Source organism: Streptomyces sp. NPDC047515, from assembly GCF_040643055.1.
Lineage (GTDB): Bacteria > Actinomycetota > Actinomycetes > Streptomycetales > Streptomycetaceae > Streptomyces.
Window position 1 is genome coordinate 1 of the sequence record NZ_JBEYTM010000024.1, and the last position, 15792, is coordinate 15792.

Annotated in this window: 13 protein-coding genes and 1 pseudogene; 7 read left to right on the forward strand and 7 right to left on the reverse strand. The window is 70.5% G+C overall.

Annotation, left to right across the window (positions count from 1 at the left end; genetic code table 11):
- Positions 1–81: pseudogene (locus ABZ826_RS20575) on the reverse strand (electron transfer flavoprotein subunit beta); the annotation flags it as partial.
- 145 nt (positions 82–226) lie between these two features.
- Between ABZ826_RS20575 and ABZ826_RS20580 the strand changes: the two are divergent.
- Positions 227–898, forward strand: coding sequence for a TetR family transcriptional regulator (locus tag ABZ826_RS20580; RefSeq protein ID WP_361450209.1), 672 nt, complete (start codon positions 227–229; stop codon positions 896–898).
- A 145-nt stretch (positions 899–1043) separates the two neighbouring features.
- Positions 1044–1403 carry a hypothetical protein gene (locus tag ABZ826_RS20585; RefSeq protein ID WP_361449941.1) on the forward strand — a complete coding sequence of 120 codons (360 nt, stop codon included), beginning with the start codon at positions 1044–1046 and terminating at the stop codon, positions 1401–1403.
- Between the two features lie 171 nt (positions 1404–1574).
- On the opposite strand, the gene ABZ826_RS20590 is transcribed toward ABZ826_RS20585, so the two are convergent.
- From ABZ826_RS20590 to ABZ826_RS20600, 3 genes are read right to left on the reverse strand one after another with little or no spacing between them, the layout of a single operon-like run.
- Positions 1575–2714: a CoA transferase gene (locus tag ABZ826_RS20590; RefSeq protein WP_361449944.1), complete on the reverse strand. Its 1140-nt coding sequence runs from the start codon at positions 2712–2714 to the stop codon at positions 1575–1577.
- Positions 2715–2748: 34 nt separating this feature from the next.
- Entirely contained in the window at positions 2749–3945 is a 1197-nt protein-coding gene (locus tag ABZ826_RS20595; protein WP_361449947.1) for an acyl-CoA dehydrogenase, read from the reverse strand.
- A gap of 38 nt (positions 3946–3983) precedes the next feature.
- Complete coding sequence (locus ABZ826_RS20600; protein WP_361449950.1) at positions 3984–5561, reverse strand: AMP-binding protein; 1578 nt, start codon at positions 5559–5561, stop codon at positions 3984–3986.
- Positions 5562–5733: 172 nt separating this feature from the next.
- Between ABZ826_RS20600 and ABZ826_RS20605 the strand changes: the two genes are divergently transcribed.
- A complete protein-coding gene (locus ABZ826_RS20605; RefSeq protein WP_361449953.1) occupies positions 5734–6330 on the forward strand; it encodes a helix-turn-helix domain-containing protein in 597 nt (198 codons plus the stop codon).
- Positions 6331–6368: 38 nt separating this feature from the next.
- Here ABZ826_RS20605 and ABZ826_RS20610 read toward each other — a convergent pair whose 3' ends face one another.
- Entirely contained in the window at positions 6369–7724 is a 1356-nt protein-coding gene (locus ABZ826_RS20610; protein ID WP_361449956.1) for an MFS transporter, read from the reverse strand.
- 285 nt (positions 7725–8009) lie between these two features.
- Between ABZ826_RS20610 and ABZ826_RS20615 the strand changes: the two genes are divergently transcribed.
- A complete protein-coding gene (locus ABZ826_RS20615; RefSeq protein WP_361449959.1) occupies positions 8010–9197 on the forward strand; it encodes a serine hydrolase in 1188 nt (395 codons plus the stop codon).
- A 390-nt stretch (positions 9198–9587) separates the two neighbouring features.
- Here the strand turns inward: ABZ826_RS20615 and ABZ826_RS20620 are convergent, their stop codons facing one another.
- Positions 9588–10715, reverse strand: coding sequence for a tetratricopeptide repeat protein (locus tag ABZ826_RS20620; protein WP_361449962.1), 1128 nt, complete (start codon positions 10713–10715; stop codon positions 9588–9590).
- A gap of 150 nt (positions 10716–10865) precedes the next feature.
- A complete protein-coding gene (locus ABZ826_RS20625) occupies positions 10866–11906 on the reverse strand; it encodes a substrate-binding domain-containing protein (protein WP_361449965.1) in 1041 nt (346 codons plus the stop codon).
- A gap of 421 nt (positions 11907–12327) precedes the next feature.
- On the opposite strand from ABZ826_RS20625, the gene ABZ826_RS20630 reads away from it, so the two are divergent.
- From ABZ826_RS20630 to ABZ826_RS20640, 3 genes are all read left to right on the forward strand, one after another.
- Positions 12328–12705 carry an ASCH domain-containing protein gene (locus ABZ826_RS20630; RefSeq protein ID WP_361449968.1) on the forward strand — a complete coding sequence of 126 codons (378 nt, stop codon included), beginning with the start codon at positions 12328–12330 and terminating at the stop codon, positions 12703–12705.
- Between the two features lie 142 nt (positions 12706–12847).
- On the forward strand, positions 12848–14725 hold the full coding sequence (locus tag ABZ826_RS20635) for a gamma-glutamyltransferase (RefSeq protein WP_361449971.1): 1878 nt from the start codon (positions 12848–12850) through the stop codon (positions 14723–14725).
- Between the two features lie 63 nt (positions 14726–14788).
- Complete coding sequence (locus ABZ826_RS20640; RefSeq protein WP_361449974.1) at positions 14789–15634, forward strand: inositol monophosphatase family protein; 846 nt, start codon at positions 14789–14791, stop codon at positions 15632–15634.
- Positions 15635–15792 lie beyond the last annotated feature (158 nt).

Here is a 15792-nt window from a genome sequence, read left to right on the forward strand (position 1 = left end):
CAACGTCAGATCATCGGCGAAATGCCGGTCACCCGTGGCGTCGGGCACGTACTTCACACAGACAACGATCCTCAAGCTCACGCCGGCTCTCCTACCTGGGTGTGGTTCGTAGGAACGACCATATGGCACTCAGTACCCTCTGTAAAGGAACCTGGTGCCAAAAAGAGCCCTCCGGTGCTACGTTCCCCGCATGACTGACGCACGCAGACCACCGAAGAAGGCCCCCATGCGGGAGGTGCTTGCCGAAGCGGCCTTCCAGCTCTTCCTGGAGCGGGGCTTCGAGCAGACCACGGTGGACGACATCGTGGCGCGGGCCGGGGTCGGGCGCCGGTCGTTCTTCCGGTACTTCCCCTCCAAGGAGGACGCGGTATTCCCGGATCACGAGCGCTGCCTCGCCGACATGACCGCGTTCCTCGCGACGGTCGGTGACGTGGATCCGGTCGACGCGGTGTGCGACGCGGCCCGGCTCGTGCTGCGGATGTACTCCGCCAACCCGGAATTCTCCGTCCAGCGCTACCGGCTCACCCGGGAAGTGCCCGGACTGCGCACGTACGAACTGTCCGTGGTGCGCCGGTACGAGCAGACGCTGGCCGGTCATCTCCGCGGCCGGTACGGCGAGTCGGGGGACGGTGCGTTGCGCGCCGAGGTGATAGCCGCCTCTGTGGTCGCCGCACACAACAACGGGCTGCGGACCTGGCTGCGTTCGGGCGGCGCGGGGGACGCCGAGGCCGCGGTGGACCATGCCCTCGGGCTGGTGCGCCAGGTGTGGGGGAGTGCGGGTGCCGCGGGCGCGTCCATGCCGTCGTCCGACAGTGACGTGGTGGTCATGGTTGCCGCGAAGGGCGCTCCGATGTGGCGCGTCGTGCAGCAGATCGAGTCCGCCATCGGCCAGGACTGATGCCTGGGCGGACCGCGATTTGGCACTGAGTGCCTTTACGTATCGACACTCAGTGCCCTATGGTGCGGACGCGCCGACGCGCAGCCGCGGCGCATCCGAGCCGAGCGCAGGGGGTCGAAACGTGTCCCAGTCATCAAGTGGCACCGTGCAGACGGTGCATGAGAAGACCGGCCTGAACTACCACCGCTGCCGCTGGTGCGGCACGGCCTCCTTCCGGAGGCTGCTGTGTCCGGTGTGCGCGTCAAGTGATCTGAAGCCCGAACACAGCGCCGGAGTGGGTGTTGTGGTGAGGTCCGGTGTTGTGCACCGCTACACGGAGGCGGCACGCAATGAGTCCCTCGTGCGGCTCCCCGAAGGCTTTGTGTTCCGCTGCAGAGTCGTCGGCGCCGCGCCGCATCTGGTGTCGGTCGGCGCGCGGGTGCGCCCGGTCGCCGAGGGTGATCCGGAGGCGGGAGAGGTCGTCTTCGAGCTCTGCGAACCACCCCGGCGCGACGACTGGTTCTGAGCCGCCGCCCGTCCGGCCTGCGGGCCCCGAAGCGGTGAACTTCCCTGGCGTCGAATTCTGTTGTGCGCGGGTGCTCCGAACTCCTGCTTTCCGGTGGGCGGTTGCCCGGTCGTCCGTGCCCCCACACCTGCCCGCAGTCGAGTACCTTGCCGACCGCATCGCCGTGACGTGTCAGCCGGGCGTGTCCACTTCGGTGAGCAGATCCTGGGTGTCTTCGCCGAGGCCCGGCGCGGGGCGGCGGAAGGTGTCGAGGCCGGCGCTGAACGTAACCGGGAAGCGGGTCTGCGGGGTTGTGCTGCCTGCGTGTGGTTCGGCGAAGAGGTCGCGTGCCGTGGCGTGCGGGTCGTTCAGGAGCTCGGCGGGGCGGGTGAAGACCGGCGCCCAGGGGGCGTCGATCTCGGTGAGGCGCTGGTGCCACCAGTCGTAGTCGCGGGAGGCGAAGACCTTCCGGAGGACGGCGTGCACCTGCTCCTTGGCTGCTGTGCGGTCGGCCCGAATATCGTAGTCGCCCGTGTCCAGTTCGGGGAATTCGGGGGCGAGTTCGGTGCGCAGGCGGCGCCAGAACTTGTCCTCGAAGGTGGCCAGGGACAGCAGTCGGCCGTCGGCGGTGGTGAAGACGTCGTTGTCGCCCTGCACGAGTCCGGCCGACAGCGGATCTTCGACCGCCAGCAGCGGGAGGGCGAAGAGAGAGCACCAGGCCGTGATGGACTCGCTGAGGGACACGTCGATGTGCTGTCCCTCGCCGTCGCCGGCCAGAGCGGCGGTGAGAGCGAGGGCGGCGTGCATGGCGCCCGCCATGTCGCCGATGCGTACGCCGGGGCGGGTGATGGTCCCGTCGAGGCGGCCGGGGACGGCGAAGAAGCCGGACAGGCCGAGGAAGTTGAGTTCATGGCCGGGCTTCGTGGCATACGGGCCGGTCTGTCCGTAGCCGGTGAGGGAGCACAGCACCAGCCGCGGGTTGATCTCATGGAGGGTGTCGAAGCCGAGGCCGAGGCGGTCGAGGACACCGGGGCGGAAGCTCTCGACGACCGCGTCGGCGGTGCGGGCAAGGCGCAGGAAGGTGTTCCGGCCGTCCTCGGTGCGCAGGTCGAGTGCGATGGACCGCTTGTTGCGGTTCAGGGTGTCGAAGAGGGGTGGGGCGTAACGAACTGGGTCGCCGCCGACCGGGTCCTCGACCTTGATCACGTCTGCGCCGAGGTCGGCGAGCAGTGACGTGGCGTACGGGCCGGGCAGAAGACGGGAGAGGTCGAGGATGCGCTTGCCGGTGAGGGCGGACCAGCGCGGGGCCGCGGCGGGTGAGGGTGGGGTCACGGAGGAGCGCCTTCCGGTGGTGCGGGGTGGCGGGTCAGGCGTTGAACGCCAGGAGTTTGGCGATGCCGTTGCGCTGGATCTCGGAGGTGCCCGTCAGGATCCGGAACATGCGGATCTTGCGGAAGAGGTACTCGATCTCGTTGCCCTGGGTGAGGCCTTCCTTGCCGTGGATCTGGACGGCCTCGTCGAGGATGCGGAAGGCGGATTCGGCGACGAACAGCTTGCACATGAACGCCTCGGTGTGCGCCTCGCGGCCCGCGTCCAGGGCCGCCAGCGCGGCATAGGTCATGGAGCGTGCGGCGTAGAAGTCGGTGGCCATGTCGGCGACCTTGTGCTGGATGGCCTGCAGCATGAGCAGGGGCTGGCCGCCGGCGACCGTCCGGGTCCGGGCGCGGTGCAGGGTCAGTTCGAGGGCGCGGCGGGTGGCGCCGAGAACGGTCGGGCAGTGCAGCAGCCGGTTCGTGGTCACTCGCCCGAGCGCGATGCGCATGCCCTTGCCCTCCTCGCCGAGGAGATTGGCGGCGGGGACGTAGCAGTCCGTGAGGACGATGTCGCTCTCGATGTGCTCGCCGGACATGGGGGTCGCGCCGTCCTCGACCCGACAGCCGGGGCTGTCGAGGTCGACGAGAAAGGCGGAGAACTGCGGCTTCTCGCCTTCCTGCTCGCCGGTACCGGCCATGCGGGCGACGACGATCGCGAAGTCGGCGAAGGGGCCGGCGGAGGAGAACACCTTGTGCCCGGTCAGCCGGTAGCCGTCGCCGTCGCGCACGGCGACGGTTCGCATGGAGCGGACGTCGGAGCCGGCGTCGGTCTCGGTGAGGGAGAAGCAGCATGCCCGCTCGCCGCGGATCAACGGCAGCAGGTACGCCTTGAGCTGGTGCTCGGTGGCGTGCTTGAGAATATCGCCCGCGCGCAACGGCCCGCCCATGTCGCCCAGGACGCTGTGTGCGAGGACGCGTCCGCTGGCGCCGATCTCCTCCTTGAGCGCGGCGAGTTGGGTGTAGCTGAGGTCCTGGCCGCCGTACTCCTTGGGCAGGTGGATGCCGTAGAAGCCGAGTTCGCGGCTGCGGCGCCAGACCGGTTCGAGGTCGGCCCGGGTGAGACGGTCGGCGTGGGTGAAGCCGCGTTCGCGCTCATGGTCGGCGAGTTCGCCGTCGAGGTAGTCGCGCAGCCGCTCGACGAGTTCGGCGGTGCGCGGGTCGTCGTACGTGGGACGGAGGGAGAATGTCACGGGGGAGCTCCTGGGGAGGTGGTGCGGTGTGGGTGGGGTCAGTTGACGCGGCGGGGGGCGTCGGCCCAGAACGGTTCGCGGACGGCCTTGCGGTCGAGCTTGCCGTTGCGGTTGTGGGGCAGCTCGGTCACGAAGTCGATCGAGCGCGGCTTCTTGAAGCGGTCCAGCCGTCCGGCGCAGAAGGCGATCAGTTCGTCGGCGGCGACGGCCGAGCCGACGTGCGGCACGACGACCGCCTTGACGGCCTCACCCCACTGCTCGTCGGGCACGCCGACGACGCAGGCCTCCCGGACGGCGGGGTGTTCGTACAGGGCGGCCTCGACCTCGGTGCAGTAGATGTTGAAGCCGCCGGAGATGATCATGTCCTTCTTGCGGTCGACGATGAAGAGGTAGCCGTCCTCGCGCACCCAGGCCAGGTCACCGGTGTGTACCCAGCCGTCGCGGAAGCTCTCCGCGGACAGCTCGGGTTCGCGCCAGTACTCCTGGACACAGTCCGGGCCGCGCACGATGATCTCGCCCACCTCACGCGCGCCCAGCTCGCGGCCGCCCTCGTCGACGACCCGGATCTCGGTGTCGTACGAGGCGCGCCCGCAGGACTGGAGCAGCTCGGGGTCCTCGCGTACGGCGCGCGCGATCTCCTCGCTGCTCAGGCCCGCGACCACGCTGGTGGTCTCCCCCAGCCCGTATCCCTGGGCGACGACGGGTCCGAAGAACTCCACGGCGTCGCGCAGGCGCTGGGGTGAGATGGGTGCCCCGCCGACGCGCACACTCGTCAGCGAGGACAGGTCGTGATCGGCTGCACCGGATTGCGCCAGCACCATGGTGACCATGGCCGGCACGAGGAACGTGGCGGTGATGCGCTCCTTCTCGACCGTCTCCAGGAAGCCCTGCGGACTCCAGGTGGGCAGGACGTACGTCGTCGAGCCGCCGAACACACCGGCCAGCAGGCCCATTCCGGTGGCGTGGGTGATCGGGCCGCAGGCGAGGTAGCGGGTGCCGGGCCGAGGGCGGGACTCATCTGCCATCAGTTGCTTGCGCATGTTCGCGAGCCGGTTGCCGACCGTCTGCACGGCGGCTTTGAGCGCGCCGGTGGAGCCGGAGGTGAAGTTGAGCACGCACGGCTCGTCCTCGCCCACCTCGACGCGGAACGGCGTCGCGTCGCCTTCGGCCAGCAGGTCGCTGTAGCGGACCTCGCGCGAGTCCATGCCTTGAGTGCTGTGCTGCGGGTCGTCCATCAGGACGGGCAGACAATCCGTGCCGACCGCGGCGATCGCGGCGAGTGCGTCCTCGCGGTGAGCGGCGTCGTAGACCAGGACGCGTACGGGCGCGTAGCGCAGGATGTGCTCGATCTCGCCGCGCCCGAGGCGCGCGTTGATCGGTGCACGCGTCAACCCCGCCTTGTACAGGGCGAATTCGACCTCGACGAGCTCGCCGCAGTTCCAGGCCAGGGAGGCGACGGCGTCACCGGGGCGCAGACCTCGGGCGGTGAGTGCGGAGGCCAGGCGGCTCGTGGCCTGGTCGAGGTCGGCGAAGCTCCAGGAGCGGTCCCCGCAGACGAGGGCCGAGGTCTGGGGCCAGTAGCGGGCACTGCGCGTGAGGTAGATGCCGAGGTTCATGAAGTCCTACTCCAGGGCGGAAGGAGGGGGCTGAGGGTGGCGGTGGCGGAGGGCCGGAACAAGAGGTTTACAAGGAGACTAGTAATGGACACTTTGTTCAGTAACCCCTCTGGTGTCAAGGGGTCTCCTAGACTGGGCGCGCGCATGCGGCGGGACGATCGAGGAGGAGCCGGTGGCCGAGGACAGAAGGACAAGGCGGTCACGTCGCGCCCTGGGGGCGGCCCTGGTGGAGCTGGTTCTGGAGCGCGGCTTCAGCGCGCTGACGGTCGAGGACATCACCGAGCGGGCAGACGTCGCACGGGCGACCTTCTACGCGCACTTCCGCGACAAGGAGGACCTGTTCGCGCGCGTGACCTCGGATCTCCTCACCGAGCTGTCGGAGCGCCTGGCACCTGCGGTCGCCGACAGCGCGGTCGGCTTCACGGGCAAGCCGGTCCTGGAGATGCTGCGGCACGCGCGCGAGGAGCGCGATCTGTACCGGATCCTGTTGCGCGGCGAGGGCGACGGCAAGCCGCTGCAGATGTTCGTGGACACCTGCGCACAGGCCACGGCCGAGGAGTTCCGCGCTCGCGCCGAACGCAACGCGGTCCAGCCCCGCATCGACCCCGAACTGCTGGCCCGGGTCTGGGTCGGGGAGCAGACAGCGGTCCTGCGCTGGTGGGTGGAGCAGGACACCCCGTCGCTCCCCGCCGAGGAGGTGGTCCGCATGCTGCTGGACCTGGCTCTGCACGGCCGGTACTGGGCCAGTGGCTTCAAGTCGCCGGCCTGAGGGCGTCGCTCAGGTTCTCCGCAGGGTGTGCTGCCTGCTCATGCCGATGGGGGCGACTGAGCCGCGGGCCCGGCCGCGGCAGTAGGAAGGCCCAGTCGCCGCGCGTCACGCTCGGGGCGGATGGCGCCCAGGGCGATCAGACCCGATATCAGCATCACGGCCGCGGACAGCAGGAACGCCTGCGTATAGCCCGCGCTCTGCGATGCAGCGGAGTCCAGCAGACGCCCGGTCAGATAAGGCGCGATCAACCCGGGCAAGGTGCCGGTCGCCGCGACGATGCCGAAGACTGCCCCGCGCTGCGCGGACGGAGTGACGGCGGCCGTCGTCATGTAGTGGAGCGGGAACGCAATGGAGTGCGCACCGAACGCCACCGCGACGAGCACCAGGAGCAGCGCCCGCGCCTGGACGAACGGGAAGACCGCCATGGCCAGGCCTGCGACGGCGACGGCGATCCCCTGCGGGGCGCCGCGCGACCAGCGGCTGGACAGCCCGCGCCGGCTGAGCGCGTCGACCAGCGGGGACACCGCCAGGAGCAGGATGAAGCTGAGAGCCGAGACGCCGCTGATGAGCGCGGCGGCTCCGCCCGGCGGCATACCGAGCTGTGTGCGCAGGTAGACGGGCAGCCACGCCTGACTCAACGCCAGCGCCCAGGAAGCGCCGAAGGCGCCGGCGATGCTTCCCAGCACGGTGCCGTTCACCAGCAGCCTGCGATACGGCACCCGCGCCGTCTGTCCGGCCCCGGGCCCATGCGCGGGAGGGTGATCCTGGCCGTACGGTCCGTCGTGCCCCGCCTTCCACCAGAGCAGGCTCCACGCCGCGCTCGCCGCCGCCAGTGCCGCGAAGGCCGAGCGCCAGCCGAACGCGCTGATCAGCCACGTCACGACCGGCGCGGCGACCAGCGTGCCCAGGGCGGCACCGCTGATCTGCAGCGCCGACGGCAGGCCTCGCCGGTCCTCGGGGAACCACGTGTACAGCGCGTGCATGGACATGGGCGCAGCCGGGCCCTCGGCCGCGCCCAGCAGCACCCGCCCCGCCACCAACGCCGGCACGGTCGCCACGAACAGCACCGGCAGCTGGGCCACCGCCCACACCGCGGCCATGGTGAACAGCAGCAGTCGGCTGGTGACTCGCCTGGAGAAGAGACCGACGATCAGTCCGGAAAGGCTGAACAGCAGGGAGTACGAGCTGGAGATCACGCCGTAGGTGCTGTTGCTGATGCCCAGGTCCTTCATGATCGGCACTGCGGCGAGCCCCAGGACGGACTTGTCCGCGTAGTTCATGACCATGAACGTCACGATCAGCGCGGTGATCAGCCAGGCGCGCCGACGGTCGAAATCAACGTCCGGCGGCCCCGCCGTCTGCGGGTGGGAGGCGGACCGGGATGGCTTGACCATGGGGCACTCCTGCGGCTCGGGGAGGAACGGGTGCGGAGGCGGAGGCGGTGGGGGCGGGACCACCCCCGGGGCGCGGGTGCGCCCGGCTGAAGGTGTGATCGGCAGTACGGTCTCGTACAGACCGTCTGGTATCGATCAAGTGATACGGCAAGGTAACGATCGACCCACTCGCGGGTCAACGGTTCGCGCATGTTCAGGCGATCTTCCGTCAGGCCTTGCTCAAGAAACCGAACAATATGTACGTTAACGATTACCTCGTAAAATAATGCTCGGACAGGAGTACGCATGACCGGGACGACCCCGCTGAGTGATCTCTTGTGGACCCGCGGCTACATGGATCCCACCTGGATCCGCCGCTTCACCTCCGCTGGGCGTGAACTCTCACCGAGCCGCCGTGTGTGGCGAGGGCGGGAGCCGGCCCGCCACCTGCCGGAAAGTCCGTCAGACCTCGACGCGGTCGACCTGCTCACCACCGGCGCGGGCACGCTCAAACTGCCGGAGCTGTTCGCGGCCGCCCAGACGGACGCCATGCTGGTGATGCACCGCGGCTCGGTCGTCTACGAGCGCTACCTGCACGGGGCGGAGGCGCACACCCCCCACTTCAACGCCTCGGCGGCCAAGTCCTACCTCGGCCTCATGGCTGCGACGCTCGCCCATGAGGGGCTGCTCGACCGCACGGCCACGGCGTCCGCGTACGTCCCCGAACTCGGCGGAACGGCCTTCGGGGAGGCACGGGTGGATGACCTGCTGCACATGGGGACCCAGGTGAGCTACGCGGGCCGCGCTTACGACAAGCCGACCGAGGCCCAGCGGTACTTCGCGGTCATCGCCCCGCAACTGCGGCCGTTCGGCTACGCCGGCCCCACCAGCATCCGCGAACACCTCCTGACCGCCCGGCCCACGGGGGCGCCGGGAACCGAGTTCTGCTACGAGAACGGCAATGTCGAAGCGCTCGCCGAAGTTCTGCGCCGGATAACGGGCTTGAGCACCTCGGCCCTGCTCGGCGAACTCCTGTGGTCCAAGCTCGGTGCGGAGGAGGACGCGTACTACGTCCTGGACAGCGACGGCGTCGAGGCCGCTTGCGGAGGCTTCAGCGCCACAGCGCGTGATGTGGCCCGCATCGGCGAGATGCTGCGCTGCGGCGGGGCGTTGGAAGGGCGGCAGGTGATCCCGGAGCGCGTCGCCACGACGATCACGAGCGGTGTGCCGGACGGCTATCCCCGCCGCGTCCGCTTCCCGGCGGCGCCCGAGGACTCACCGGCCACGCTCTCCTATCACGACCTGTGGTGGGTCCTGAACGACCCCTACGACTCCTACATGGCCAGCGGCATCCATGGCCAGCGGCTGTTCGTCTCGCCGCGCCTGGAACTCGTGGTCGTCCACTTCGGCTCCCAGGTCATGTCCCCCGCGGTGCCGCCCGCCCCGCTCGTCCAGGCGTTCCTGCAGATCGGCGTCCATCTGAACTCCGCCTGACTGCCGACACGTCGAACGAGCTCGCCGTCACGTCCCGCGGTGGCCCGGGGCGCCGCCCGCCGGAAGGCCGGGAGAGCCGCGGCGACGTGGACCGGCTCGCCGACCTGCCGGCCGCACCTGGCAGTTGATGCGGATCCAGCTGCTCTTGAAGTCGATGCCCTCGACGGCGAAGCCGAACACCGCAGCACCCCGACCGTGACCACGCCCCGCACGCCCGGACTCACCCCGCGGCCGCCGACTTCAGCACCGCCAGCAGCGTACGGGCGTCCCGCACGGTGGGGTGTCCCTCGCCGAGATGGACAGCAACATCGTTCACCACCTGCTCGGCGTGAGACACCCCGCCGGGCTGGTCGCATCCGAGCATGGCGTGTGACACCCGCAGACGCAGTGTCAGTGGGTGGCGCGCACCCAGCCGCGCTTGAGCCTCACTGAGCCGTCGTTCACGACCGCGAGGCAGGTCGCGTGAGACGCACCGGCCTCGCGTGCCAGCACTGCGCATGCCGTCTCCGCCGCGGCCTGCACCGCCTCGCCCAACAGTGTCGCGGTCTGTTCCGTGATGCGAAGCACCGTGCGCCCGGCCATCCGGGCAAGCTCGTCGCGCTGCCCGCGGAGGATGTCGTACTCCGGCGAACCCGGCCCCTGGCCCTGAAGCTTTATGCACGCGAGCACCTTCCCGAAACAGTGGACAGCCGTCGCGTAGTCCTCCGCCTTTACCGCCGCCTTCGCCTGCGTGACGTGCGCGGAGAGGGTATGCGAGCTGCCCGCCCCATGGAGTTGCTCGCACCGCGCGGCTATCTGCCCGTACATCCGGCCCGCGCGCTGGAAGTCTCCTGCGGCTTCGACCGCGGCGGCCGTCGCGAGGAGGTCCTGCAGCCCGTCGTGGCCGCCCTCGTTGCCGAACGGCAGCCCACCGGCGACCTCGGCGTAGCGCTGACGGGCGACGTTGACGAGCTGGTGGCCGGGGCCGAGCTCCTGTTGGGCGGTCTGCAACATCTGGGAGAACGCGCGCAGCGCAGCCGCGTTGTCGCCGCTCTTCTGCTGCCAGTAGCCCACCTCGCACAGCAGGGTGAGTGCCATTTCGGTGCGGTTTTCCCGCTCGGCGGACCGGCGCATGCCTTCGTAGCGGCGCACGGCCTCCTCGGACCGGCCCGACCGGCCGTGCCAGTCCGCCAGTTGATGCCGGGCCAGTTCGGTATCCCGACGGCACGGTCCCTGCACCCGCTCCCGGTCGGCCAACAGCCGGGCGAACAGTCGCACTGCGACTTCCGGTTGTCCGGACTCACCGGTCCAGTGGGCCAGTTGATGCCGTAACGCCAATGTGTCGGTGTCCTGCGGTCCCAGGACGCGTTCCGCTTGCGCGACCAGTTCCGCGTAGCGTTCGGCGGCCTTCTCCGCGCTGTGCTGGTGTCCCGTCAGCTCAGCCGCTCTGCCGCCCTCCCGCAGCGATGCGACGAACTCCTGGCGGGGTTCCGCGCAGGGATCCGATGTCGCCTCACGCCGCCTGCCGAACCACCTCACCAAGCCACTCCCGTTGCCATAGCCGGACGCGTGTCGAGTGGCCAGTATTCTCCACCCAATCGTTTGCGCCAATCGTTTGGGCAAGGACGCCCACCGGGCTCGGACGGGACGGAACTGACGGGCGATCAGGGTGGCTGTACGTTTTCCTGCTCAGCGCAGACTCGGCCCGATCGGCGTGCCCGTGGAGGCCCGCACCACGAGATCGGGCCTGAGCATCTCCGAGGCGACGGGCTCGCCGGCGATGCGGCGGAGCAGCAGCCGTATGGCGCGTCTGCCCTGCTCGGCCATGGGGGAGTGGACGCTGGTGAGCGGGACGGGCAGTTCGGCGGCGAGGGGCGTGTCGTTGAACCCGGCGAGCGCGAGGTCTTCACCCAGACGCAGGCCCAGGTCGCGTGCGGCGCCGATGGTGCCGATCGCCGCGAGGTCGTTGACGGCGAAGATCGCGGTCGGCCGGTCGGACCCGCTCAGCAACTCGACGGCGGCCCGGTGCCCGCCGGCCGTGTCGAAGCGGCAGTGCCGCACCCAGTGGGCGGACAGGGGGAGGCCGGCCTCGCGGTAGCGGTCGGTGAAGCCGGTGGTGCGGTCGGTGCCGGTGCTGGCGAAGGGTTCACCCGCGATGACGGCCACCTGGCGGTGGCCCAGTGACAGGAAGTGCTCGGCCACGAGTCGCCCGCCCAGGTGGTCGTCGCAGGTGACCGCCAGGTGGCCGGTGTCCGTGCGGCGGTTGACGAGCACGAAGGGCGTGCCGTCCAGGGCAGGGTCGGCCAGTGCGGCCCCGTCCAGGTGTGCGTCGCCGATGATGAGGCCGTCCACCCGGCGACCCAGGACCATTCCGATCCGCTCGCGCTGGGTGGTGGGGTCGTCGTGGGTGTTGGTGACGAAGGTGGAGAGCCCCCGCATGGTCGCCTCCTCCTCCACACCCTCGTAAATAGTGGCCACCACGATCTCTGACAGCCGGGGGAAGAGCACCCCGACCAGGTTGCTGCGCCGGGTGCGCAGGCTGGTGGCGTGGGGGTTGGGCCGGTAGCCGAGTTCGTCGGCCAGCTCGCGGATCCGTCGCGCAGTCTCGCCCGAGGCCGCGCGGCCCCGCTCCCCGGACGGGCCGTTGAGGACTCGGGAGACTGTCGAGATGTGCAGCCCGAGCTGTTCCGCGATCCCGCGCAGTGTCACCGGACCGCCGTTGCCCGCCATACTCGTCTCCCACCTCGCCGTTTTTGAACCGTCCCCATTCTCCCCAACGGCGCACCTCGGCGGACCCGGCAGACAACTCCACCCGAGGGCAGTCCCCGAGGCCTTCTCCTCGGGAAGGCTGGGCGGGGTCGCTGGTCGCGCCGAGGCCGAGGGTGGAGCTCGGGGCGTGGTCTGCTTCCGTTGTGCCTGAGCCTTGAGCAGGCGGATCGCCGGAAGCGGGGCTCATTGAAGGAACGGGCCGCTTCCGCCGCTGCGGCCACGGCACCGGCCGCCTGCACCCCGGCGACCAGAAGGTCAGCGGCGCTGGGCCGGCTCGATCCGGTCGCCGGTGAAGTACGCATATGATCACGCGTATGCCGCCTGTGGACCGAAAGGCTGCACCGAGTGAGATGACGAGACGATGTGGCCGCGAGTCAACGGTATGCGTGCGCTGGAACTGGGCTTGCCCGGTGACATGCGGGACGAGCTCAATTCCTTGGTTCTGACAGGTGCCAAGACCGCCACGACCTGTCTGCTCGACGAGTACGCCGAAGAGACCGAGGGCCTGGAGTACGTCGGTGAGCGGCAGGCTCTCCTGGACAACGAGGGCCGGTGCGTCGCCACCCTGGAGTTCATCAGCGTAGAGGTGAAGCCCTTCGGTGATGTCACCTGGGAACACGCCAGGGCCGAGGGCGAGGGCGACGAGTCTCTTGAGGCCTGGTGCGATGTGCACCGGCGCTTCTGGGACCGTGCGGGCACTCCGGTCGATGATCACACCGTCGTCGTCTGTCTGGGCTTCCGGGTGGCGGAAGACGGCTGATTGCCCAGTCCGCGCCTGTGACGCCCTCCCCGCTCGAACCAGGCGCCGCTCGCGGCCGGCGACTCCCCAGATTCTCCCCAGGGCCGAATTCGAGCGTCGACCGGTCGGGACGATGCGCGGAAACAGCGACGTGAGAGGCCGTATGTTCACCACCCGTCCCACACTCCAGGGCACGTTCGGCATGGTGTCCTCCACCCACTGGCTCGCCTCGCAGTCCGCGATGGCCGTCCTGGAGGACGGCGGCAACGCGTACGACGCCGCCGTCGCCGCCGGGTTCGTCCTGCATGTCGTCGAGCCCCATCTCAACGGGCCGGCCGGTGAGGTGCCGATGATCCTGGCGCCGAAGGACGGCGAGGTGCGGGTGCTGTGCGGCCAGGGTCCGGCCCCCGCGGGCGCCACCGTCGCCCACTATCGCTCCCTCGGCCTCGACCTGGTCCCCGGCACCGGACCGCTCGCCGCAGCCGTGCCGGGTGCCTTCGACGCCTGGATGCTGCTGCTGCGCGACCACGGCACCAAGTCCGTCGCCCAGGTGCTGCGGTACGCGATCGGGTACGCCGAGGACGGCCATGCCCCCGTCGAGCGGGTCGGTCGGACCGTCGAGACCGTCCGCGAACTCTTCGAGACCGAGTGGCAGTCCTCCGCCGACGTCTATCTGCCCGGTGGCAGGTCGCCGCAGCCGGGCGAGCTGTTCCGCAACCCCGCACTCGCCGCCACCTGGCGCCGGCTGATCGCCGAGGCGGAGGAGACCGGCAGCGAGGACCGCATCGCCCGGATCGACGCCGCACGAAAGATCTGGAGCGAGGGCTTCATCGCCGAGGCCCTGGTCCGCCAGGCCGCCCGCCCCACCATGGACACCAGCGGCTCCCGCCACACCGGCACCCTCACCGCCACCGACCTGGCCGACTGGTCCGCGTCCTACGAGGCGCCCGCCACGTACGACTGGAACGGCTGGACGCTCGCCAAGGCGGGCGGCTGGAGCCAGGGCCCCGCCTTCCTCCAGCAGCTCGCGCTCCTCCCCGCCGAACTGCCGCGGTACGGCTCCGCCGAATACGTCCACCTGCTCATCGAGGGCTGCAAGCTCGCGATGGCCGACCGCGAGGCCTGGTACGGCGACGCGGCCGACGTACCCCTCGACACGCTGCTCTCCGAGCCCTACAACGCCGAACGACGCGCCCTCATCACCGACCGGGCCTCGCGCGAACTGCGGCCCGGCAGCCCGGACGGCCGCACCCCCGTCCTCAGCGGACACGCCCACGCAGTCGCCGCCGGCGCAGCCGGTTTCGACGCCCTGGACATCCCGACGGCGGGCGTCGGTGAACCGGCGGTGGCGCAGAACGGTTCCGGGGTCGAGGAACCGACCGTGACGAAGACCCGTGCCGGAATCGGGGAGCCGACCGTCGACGCAGACGGTACGACCCGTGGCGACACCTGCCATGTCGACGTGGTCGACCGCTGGGGCAACATGGTCTCCGCCACCCCCAGCGGCGGCTGGCTGCAGTCCAACCCGGTCGTGCCGGAGCTCGGCTTCCCGCTCGGCACCCGCCTCCAGATGGCCTGCCTCGACGAGGGCCTGCCGAACTCCCTCACCCCCGGACGTCGCCCCCGCACCACCCTCACCCCGTCCCTCGCCCTGCGCGACGGCGTCCCGGTCATGGCCTTCGGCACCCCCGGCGGCGACCAGCAGGACCAGTGGCAGGTCCACTTCTTCCTGGCGGTCGCCCTGCGCGCCGAGGTCCGTGGCGGCCTCGACCTCCAAGGCGCCATCGACGCCCCGAACTGGCACAACGACAGCTTCCCCGGCTCCTTCTTCCCGCGCGGGATGCGGCCCGGCAGCGTCACCGTCGAGGAGGGCATGGACCCGGAGGTCGTCGCGGAGCTGCGCCGCCGCGGCCACGACGTCACCGTGGGCGTCCCCTGGTCCGAGGGGCGGATGTGTGCCGTGGCCCGCGACCCGGAGACGGGGGTGCTCTCCGCGGCCGCGAACCCGCGCGGCATGCAGGGGTACGCCGTTGGACGCTGACCGGTCACCTTCCCGCCATGACCAGGTCGTCGGCCCCTCGGAGGGCCGTGCTTAGCTGGTGTCGTGATCGATGACTTTCTCGCTGAGAACACCGGGGGCGCCGGGCGCCCGACCGAGGTCGAGGCGGCGGTCCGCGCAGCGGCCGCCGCCGAGATCATGCCGCGCTACCGGCAGCTCGCCGCGCACGAGATCGTCGAGAAGAGTGGCCCGCACGACCTCGTCACCGCCGCCGACCGCCTCGCCGAGGAACGCCTCACCGTCTCCCTGACCCGGCTCCTGCCCGGCTCGGTGGTCGTCGGTGAGGAGGCGGTCCACGCAGATCCGAAGGTGTACGACGCCCTGGGCGGCGACGCACCGGTGTGGATCGTCGACCCGGTCGACGGCACCCGCCAGTTCGTCCGGGGCGAACCGGGCTTCTGCACCCTGGTCGCGCTGGCCCACCGTGGCGAGCTCCTCGCCTCCTGGACGTACGCGGCGGCGCTCGACGACATGGCGGTCGCGGTCCGTGGCCGCGGCGCCACGCTCAACGGCGAGCCGATCCGTTCCGGCTCGCCCGCACCCGGCGCCGTGCTGCGCGTGGCCATGTCGCACCCCGACTACACCACGGATGCCCAGAAGCGTGCCCTGCTCGGCCTGCGCGTGGAGGGCATAGACGCCCGCCCCTGCGGCTCGGCCGGTCTCGAATACCTCGCCGTCGCGCGCGGCGACCAGGACGCGGTCGCCTTCAACTGGGAGTACGCCTGGGACCACGCGGCGGGGCTGCTCCTGGTCACCGAGGCGGGTGGCGCCCAGGCCACGCTCTCCGGCGCCCCGTTCAGGGTCACCGGCGGCAACACCTTGCCGTTCACGGCGGCCCGCGACGCGGCGACCGTCGAGCACATCCTTCAGGCACTGCGCAGCGAAGCCTGACCGGAGAGCTGCCCGACCCGGGAACTGACTGACCGGAGCGCTGCCCGCCCCCGGTACTGTCTGGCCGCGGCGCTGTCCGACGGGTGTGCTGCCCGACCGGCGCGACGCCCGACCGGCGCGACGCCCGGTCGGCCGCCGTCCGGTCGGCCGCCGCGCTT

Excerpts from the sequence above, each read along its gene's own strand:
- ABZ826_RS20580 (WP_361450209.1), top strand. The coding sequence starts at position 227 with ATGCGGGAGGTGCTTGCCGAAGCGGCCTTCCAGCTCTTCCTGGAGCGG.
- ABZ826_RS20600 (WP_361449950.1), bottom strand. The coding sequence starts at position 5,561 with ATGAACCTCGGCATCTACCTCACGCGCAGTGCCCGCTACTGGCCCCAG.
- ABZ826_RS20610 (WP_361449956.1), bottom strand. The coding sequence starts at position 7,724 with ATGGTCAAGCCATCCCGGTCCGCCTCCCACCCGCAGACGGCGGGGCCG.
- ABZ826_RS20615 (WP_361449959.1), top strand. The coding sequence starts at position 8,010 with ATGACCGGGACGACCCCGCTGAGTGATCTCTTGTGGACCCGCGGCTAC.
- ABZ826_RS20625 (WP_361449965.1), bottom strand. The coding sequence starts at position 11,906 with ATGGCGGGCAACGGCGGTCCGGTGACACTGCGCGGGATCGCGGAACAG.
- ABZ826_RS20630 (WP_361449968.1), top strand. The coding sequence starts at position 12,328 with ATGCGTGCGCTGGAACTGGGCTTGCCCGGTGACATGCGGGACGAGCTC.
- ABZ826_RS20635 (WP_361449971.1), top strand. The coding sequence starts at position 12,848 with ATGTTCACCACCCGTCCCACACTCCAGGGCACGTTCGGCATGGTGTCC.